This window comes from Streptococcus danieliae (assembly GCF_009767945.1).
Classification (GTDB): Bacteria; Bacillota; Bacilli; order Lactobacillales; family Streptococcaceae; genus Streptococcus; species Streptococcus danieliae.
Genome location: NZ_WSRS01000091.1, coordinates 1 through 6,927, shown reverse-complemented (window position 1 = coordinate 6,927; position 6,927 = coordinate 1). Strand labels below are relative to the sequence as shown.

The 6,927-nt window shown below is 44.6% G+C and carries 8 protein-coding genes; 4 read left to right on the top strand and 4 right to left on the bottom strand.

Features of this window, described 5'->3' with window-relative positions:
* The 4 genes from E5983_RS08120 to E5983_RS08105 all read left to right on the top strand — a co-directional run.
* Positions 1–180: transposase (locus tag E5983_RS08120; protein WP_202056368.1), on the top strand; the 180-nt coding region annotated here is incomplete at its 5' end.
* Positions 177–794 carry an ATP-binding cassette domain-containing protein gene (locus E5983_RS08115; protein WP_160333354.1) on the top strand — a complete coding sequence of 206 codons (618 nt, stop codon included), beginning with the start codon at positions 177–179 and terminating at the stop codon, positions 792–794. The genes E5983_RS08120 and E5983_RS08115, both read left to right, overlap by 4 nt.
* The gene (locus E5983_RS08110; RefSeq protein ID WP_160333353.1) at positions 791–2,560 is read left to right on the top strand and encodes an ABC transporter ATP-binding protein; all 1,770 of its coding nucleotides are present in this window, start codon (positions 791–793) and stop codon (positions 2,558–2,560) included. Before E5983_RS08115 ends, E5983_RS08110 begins: the two co-directional genes overlap by 4 nt.
* A gap of 234 nt (positions 2,561–2,794) precedes the next feature.
* The gene (locus E5983_RS08105) at positions 2,795–3,838 is read left to right on the top strand and encodes a glycerate kinase family protein (protein WP_160333352.1); all 1,044 of its coding nucleotides are present in this window, start codon (positions 2,795–2,797) and stop codon (positions 3,836–3,838) included.
* A 40-nt stretch (positions 3,839–3,878) separates the two neighbouring features.
* Here E5983_RS08105 and E5983_RS08100 read toward each other — a convergent pair whose 3' ends face one another.
* The 4 genes from E5983_RS08100 to E5983_RS08085 form a co-directional block, all read right to left on the bottom strand.
* A complete protein-coding gene (locus tag E5983_RS08100) occupies positions 3,879–5,240 on the bottom strand; it encodes a sensor histidine kinase (RefSeq protein ID WP_160333351.1) in 1,362 nt (453 codons plus the stop codon).
* Entirely contained in the window at positions 5,227–5,895 is a 669-nt protein-coding gene (locus E5983_RS08095) for a response regulator transcription factor (RefSeq protein WP_160333350.1), read from the bottom strand. Before E5983_RS08095 ends, E5983_RS08100 begins: the two co-directional genes overlap by 14 nt.
* Before the next feature lie 112 nt (positions 5,896–6,007).
* Positions 6,008–6,649 carry a PepSY domain-containing protein gene (locus tag E5983_RS08090; protein ID WP_160333349.1) on the bottom strand — a complete coding sequence of 214 codons (642 nt, stop codon included), beginning with the start codon at positions 6,647–6,649 and terminating at the stop codon, positions 6,008–6,010.
* Between the two features lie 137 nt (positions 6,650–6,786).
* On the bottom strand, positions 6,787–6,927 hold a 141-nt coding region (locus tag E5983_RS08085), incomplete at its 5' end, for a transposase (RefSeq protein ID WP_202056349.1).

The window sequence follows — 6,927 nt, the reverse complement described above, 5'->3', positions numbered from 1 at the left end:
AGTCGTCTAAAAGTATTGTGCGAAGAACAAGGACATAAACTCTTGCCTCTCCCCCCCTACTCACCTGAGTATAATCCTATTGAAAACACATGGGCTCATATGAAAAAACACCTCAGAAAAGTATTGCCCAGTTATGACAATTTTCTGGATGCTTTGTTGTCTTGTTCTTGTTTCAAATGACTATAGTAAAACTGCTCACCGGTCTCTACAGAGAGTATGAGGGAGAGATTTTGATAAATGGCAAGGAGTTACGGACTTACCCATTGTCGACTATTAAAGCTTTGATTTCAGCAGTATTTCAGGATTTTTCTCATTATCAAATTCTCCTGAGGGATAATTTACAGTTGGGGGTGACCCGCGATGTGGAGGAAAAGGACTATCTAAAAGTTTTGCAGCAGTCAGGATTAAAGGAATTATACGATTCTTTACCATTGGGACTAGATACTGCTTTAGGAAAGCTGCAGACAGGAGCGAGGGAGTTATCGGGAGGACAATGGCAAAAAATTACTTTTGCACGTTCTTTATTACATGAGGCTCCGATTAAAATTTTAGATGAACCGACAGCTGCTTTGGACCCGATTGCAGAAGATAGTCTTTACCAAGAGTTTGATCGCTTGATGCAAGGTAAGACGACTTTGTTCATTAGTCATCGTCTGGGTTCGACGAAGCTTGCCGATCAAATTATTGTTTTAGATGGTGGGAGAATTGTGGAGAAAGGAAGATTCGAGAATTTATTAAATCTCGGTGGTCTTTTTTCTGAAATGTATAGTCTGCAGAAGGAGTGGTATCAATGAAACAAAAGTATTCATTTGAAATGATCACCATGCGAAATACTATTGACTATTTTAAGAAATCCACTTGGTGGGGAGTTCTGGAGCAAGTCGTAGCAACTCTTCGGGCGGTTTGTTTCGTGATGAGTTTATGGGCTATGCAGGAGGTATTTGATCGGGTTTATCGGTTTACGCAAACTCAGATTAGTATTCTTGAATTTACAGGCTACTTATTATTGTTGTGTGTTATCTTGATCATAAATCAACTTTTAAATGGTTATGGGCAGTATTTGATGAGCCAAGTCTCTTACAGTAACATGGGGAAATTGATGGGAGATTTTCAGCGAAAATTAGGCAGAATTGATCCTGTTCATTTTGAAAGGGAAGAATTTTTAGATCAAATTGAACGAGCCAAGGACTGTCTAGAGTATGAGGAGTTGGGGCATTTGGCTTCCATTACCTTACAGTTTGTCAGTTACTATACTATCCTTTTACTCCTGGTTGGATTTTATCTTTTCCAATTTTCTCCGCTTATTCCTATTATAATTGTGTTGTCCTTTATTCCTTTGGTCCTAGGATATTTGCTTCATTATCGCCAAGCTCGCAAATTAGAAGAAGAAACCTATTCTTTGCGTCGGCAAAATCGCTATTATGTTGAAAGTTTAGTTGGCCCCCAGTTTTTTAAAGAAACAAGACTACTAGGTGGCTTTGGGTATTTCTATAATCACTTTTTTAGTACCTTGTATTCAGTAGTTCGAAGAGAGGAAAGAGCTAGTCTGAAGATGATGTGGATTAAATTAGGTTTGAATCTTTTTTCTTATTTAGGTTTTGGCTTTGTGCTTTACCTGCTTTTTATTGAATTGACACAAGGTAAAGTCTCTATTGGAGCATTCTCCTCTACATTTATTCTCCTATCTCAATTTTTTTCTTTGGTAGATGAGCTTGTTTCAGAGCATATTAGTGGAATTGGGGATTCTCTTTCTCAGGTGGTAAATTTCTATCAGCTAATGGACTTTCCTGAGCGAGGTGGAAATATGGGAGAAATTGATTTTTCTAAAGGATTAGTGGCTGAGCAAGTTTCTTTTAGTTATGGAGAGTCAAGTCAGCTGATCTTAAAGGAGCTAAATCTAGATCTACAAAAAGGTGAAAGTATCGCTTTGGTTGGAGAAAATGGATCTGGGAAAACGACCCTTATCCGTCTTCTACTGGGACTATATACACCTACTTCTGGTCAGGTATGGATTGGAGATTTAGAAACACAAACGACTCATCAAAGAAGCCTATTTCGAAGGACTTCGGGCGTTTTCCAACAATTTCAACGTTACAAACTATCGCTGCTGGATAATATTTGCATCAGTGATTGGTCTAAAGATGTTGAGGAATCCGTTATCGACCGATTATTGGAAATGGTCGGTGGACATTTAAAATCAATAGATAAGAATATGCTTTTAGCACCAGAGTTTGGAGGAATTAACCTTTCAGGTGGGCAGTGGCAACGCTTGGCAATCGCAAGGGGATTATATCGAGAACATGACTTTATCATAATGGATGAGCCGACAGCAGCGATCGATCCTAAAGAGGAGTATCGACTGTATCAGATGTTTGAACAAATGGTGGCAGAAAAAACATCTATTTTAGTGAGTCATCGTCTAGGATCAGTACGTTTAGCCAGTCGCATAGTTGTATTGGACCAAGGAAAAATTGTGGAGATTGGCAGCCACGAGGAACTTTTAGCAAAGAAAGGGAAGTACTTTACCTTGTGGAGATCTCAATCTAAGTGGTATGATTAGCAGTATCTGTTATAGGGGCTAAAAAAGGGGAGACTTGAATAAGGATTGGAAAGTAGTCAAGAATTAAAAGTTGCAGAGACAACAGTTGTTCCTCATATTCCAAGGGAAATCAGACATCAAAATTGATTAAGTCGAGCTAGAAAGATTAGAGGGTATTCTAGCTTGAATCTCAGTTTTGTCCTGTTGCTGTTTAAAGCTCTACAGTATAATAGCTGATAAGGAGGAAGTGTGTGGATGAAATTTCTAGTTGCGATGGATTCGTTTAAGGGATCCGCTACTTCTATGCAGCTGAATCAGGCTGCTAAAGCAGGGATTGTCGAGGTTTTGCCAGATGCAGAAGTGGTCACTATCCCGATTGCAGATGGGGGCGAGGGGACTTTAGAGGCACTGGCTCATGCTTTGGATGGCACTTGGGTTGAGGTGGAGACGGTGGACTTACTTGAACGTCCTCTTCGAGTTACCTACTTTATCAGTGGACAAACAGCTTACATTGAGTCGGCGCGTGTTGTGGGGATTGATAAGATTGATCCGTCACCTGAAACGGTTGAGCGGGCGACAAGTCTTGGGTTGGCGGCTTTATTCCGCGATGCGCTGAATCGTGGTTGTCAGGAGCTGGTTTTGACCCTAGGTGGGAGTGGAACTTCTGATGGTGGTCGTGGCTTACTGGAGGGGCTCACTCTAGCAGATCGGGAGCGACTTTCCCAAGTGACCTTGCGGGGGCTGACTGATGTGACCAATCCCTATGCAGGTCCTCGAGGCTATGCGGCTGTTTTTGGTCCTCAGAAGGGGGCGACTCCAGAGCAGGTAGTAGCCATGGATCAACTTGCTCAAGATCAGGTGCTTCGGATTAAGCAGGAAATGGGTCTAGATTTACAGGCGATTCCTGGAATAGGTGCGGCCGGTGGTCTGGGAGGTGCCGTGGTGATTCTGGGTGGGGCTCTGGAAGCTGGTTATCCTTTTATGGCGGAGAAGTTGGGCTTGACCCAAGTGGTGCAAGGGGCAGACCTGGTGTTTACTGGTGAGGGGCGTCTGGACAGGCAGAGTCTGCAAGGAAAGGTGCCGATCGGAGTTGCGCAAACCGCCAAAGCAGCTGGTGTCCCGGTTATTGCCCTAGGTGGCAGTGTTGAAGAGCTAACTGCGTTTAAGGAGTTCTTCTTAGCCACTTTTTCGATTCAAAGACAGGTGCTTCCTTTGTCTCAAGCCCTGGAAACAGAGACGACCTTGGCCAATGTTCAAGTCCTAGTCAAAAACATTATCGCCAGTCGTTATTGTGAATAAAATTCAAAAAACCGCGCAAATTCGCGGTTTTTTGACTCTTTTAAGGAGTTCTTTTTACCAAGGGCAGGGTTACGGTGAAGCGGCTGCCTTGGTTGGGCTGGGATTGAACCTGGATTTGTCCGTGGTGTTGGTGAACAATTTCGCGGACTAGGGAGAGCCCGAGGCCAATTCCCTGTCCGTGGTTTTTGTTGCGGTCTTGAGCAATTTGATAGAATTTTTCCCAGATTCGGTCGACCTGATCGGCGGGAATGCCGGGGCCGTTGTCTGAGATGCTTAGGCTGGCTTGGTCTGCCTGGGTTTCGAGTTGGATATGGATCCAGTCACTGGTGAATTTGCGGGCATTGGAGAGTAGATTATCCAGCAGGCGCTGTAGCTGAATGGCTTGGCCGGGAACTTGAATGTTGCTTTGAACATCTAGGACAACCTGAATGCCCTCTGCTTCCAGCAATCTGCGGAAGTCCAGCCCTTTTTCGGTTACTAGTTCTGAGAAGGCGATGGTTTGGAAGTCTGTTGGATTACTCTTTTCCAGACGAGCCAGCTCTAGAATCTGCTCAACCAGGGCCTTCATTTGTTGGGCCTGGCGGTGAATAATGCCATGGGACTCCTGGGCTTCGGCTAGTTCCTGGGCGTAGTCGCGTCCGTATTGGCTTTCCGAGAGAATCACCGTTAGCGGTGTGCGCAGCTCGTGGGAGACATCGTTGGTCAGCTGGCGTTCGCGTTGGAAGCTGCTTTCAATGGTTTCCAGCATGTGGTTGATGGTGGCCGCCAGTTGTGTCAGCTCATTATTTTCGTTTCCTTGTGGAATTCTTTGGGAAAAATCCTGGCTGAGGCGAATACGATCGGCTGTTTGGCCAATGGTTTCAACAGGCTGGAAGGCGCTTTTTAAGATGCGATACCCACCCCAGCTAATAATCCCCAGCAAAAAGGGGGTAATCACGGCCAGGGTGAGGATAAAGAACTGCAACTCTGGGTTACTAGTATTTTGGCTGGTGACAGCACGAAGCCAGTGCTTGCTGCCGGGGATGGTGATATCCACATAGTAGTAGTTCTGGTTTTTCCCAGAGGTTTCTAAAATCTGTCCCTTGGAGAAGGGGAGTCTGGTATTAAAATCGCTCGGGAAAAAGGGCTGCAGGGCCTGGTTGTTTTCATCGTAGATGGAATAATAGATCCCATCATCGAAGCCCTCTAGTTCATCTTCATCCTCAGCGAGGGCTTGGGCTGTGTCAATGGCTTCCTCCTGGAGGAAGGCTTGGTCGACAGAGGTGGCTAGGGAATGGCTTAAGAGAAAGGCGATTCCAAAAAAGCTCAAGAGAATCAGCAGAATAAAACCGGAATACCAGGCATTGACCCGCCGGATAATGGAGGAATGTCCCTTTTTGGTCGGGGAATTAAAAAATGACATAGCCGAGGCCTCTTTTGGTTTGAATCAAGGAATCTTTGGAAGATTCTTGGAGTTTGCGGCGGATATTTTTAATTAGCACTTCAATATTATTGGAATCACCGTCGTAGTCGAAATCCCAGACATGCTCTCGGATCTGGTCGCGGGATAGAACCTGCCCCCGATGGCTCATCAGGTAGGTCAGGATCTTATATTCTTTGGCGGTTAGCGGAATCAGCTGTTCCGCCTTCCAGACCTGCTGGCTGCTCAAATCGAGACGGACGGTCCCAATCTGAATTTGCGAGGATGAAACAGTAGGCTGTTCCCGCCGAGTAATGGCCCGCAAACGGGCCAATAGTTCAGGGAACTCAAAGGGCTTGATCAGGTAATCATCAGCCCCCAAGTCCAGCCCCCGGACCTTGTCCTCTAGACTATCCTTGGCGGTTAAAAAGAGGATGGGGGTTTGTTGGTTCTGCTGCCGCAGGGTTTGAACCAGGGTGAAACCATCCATACGCGGCATCATGACATCTACAATCAAGGCATCGTAATCGCTGGTAGCTAGATAATCCAAAGCCTCCTCCCCATCAAAGGCTGCATCAACACTATAGGATTGGGTCTTGAGCAGCTTGACCAAGCTACGGTTTAAATCCAATTCATCTTCCACAATCAGCAGTTTCATCTTTACCTCTTTTCTATTTCTTTCAGTATAGCAAATCCGAGCCTAAAAATGAGTGAGTAAGGGTATAAACCCCGAGTTTAAGGGGCTCGGGGTTTACTGGTCTTTGATTGGATTACTGATTTGGGGCTTCAGCCAGGCTCAGATCTTTTGCGTTGACGAGAATTTCTTGGAAGCTATCGCCGTTTAAGATTTCTGCTTGATAGGTGACAGATTTACTGGTGTTTTCTAAGCTAATATCCAAGATTTTTGCGGCAGGATATTCCTTTAGAAGGGCTTTTTCAACTTCAGCGATTGATTTTTTGGGTTGAGCCTTGAGTTTATCATCCGCTTCTAGAGGCTCTTCGGATTTACGTAGTACTTTTCCGCTAGTGGCATCGAGTTCCAACTTGATTTCGCGATCCTTAGATTCGAGGCGGACATCATAAATGACTTGCTGGTTGTAGCGTTCTAAGTTGATATCTGTGATAGTTGCAGATCCTACTTCTTTTAGGGCAGCCTTGGCCGCTGCTTCAAAATTAAGTTTCGGATTTACGTCGCGGATTTGTTTGATGATTTGGTCTCGCGCTTGATCCTGATCCCAATCGTCTTCATCATCCCAGTCCCAATCGAACTGCTCATCCCAATCCCAGTCCTGCTGACTTTCTTGGAATGAGGAATCAGTAGTAGCGTAAACACCAGCAGATCCAACACCAGCAGCACCTAGCACCAGTACAGAAATAAGAATAAGTCCTTTATGTTTTAGAATTGATTTCATGAGTAGATCTCCTCTTTTCATTTTTGTATGGTTTTAGTATAAAGGAGAAAAATGAAGAGAAGATGAGGCTGGGACAAAAGTCTCATAAAGCCTAAAAAGGAGAGATTCATCTACTGAAATGAGTCTCTCCTTTTCTTTTAGAATCTCCTCTTCCTATATTTGAGGAGATTATTGGCCATGAGAACCAATCCCATGTCAATTTTTACTTGTCGTTTTCCTCGTAGGTTACAACGTTTGTAACCTAAACAAGCCTTTACCTGTCCAAAGACAGGTTCCAC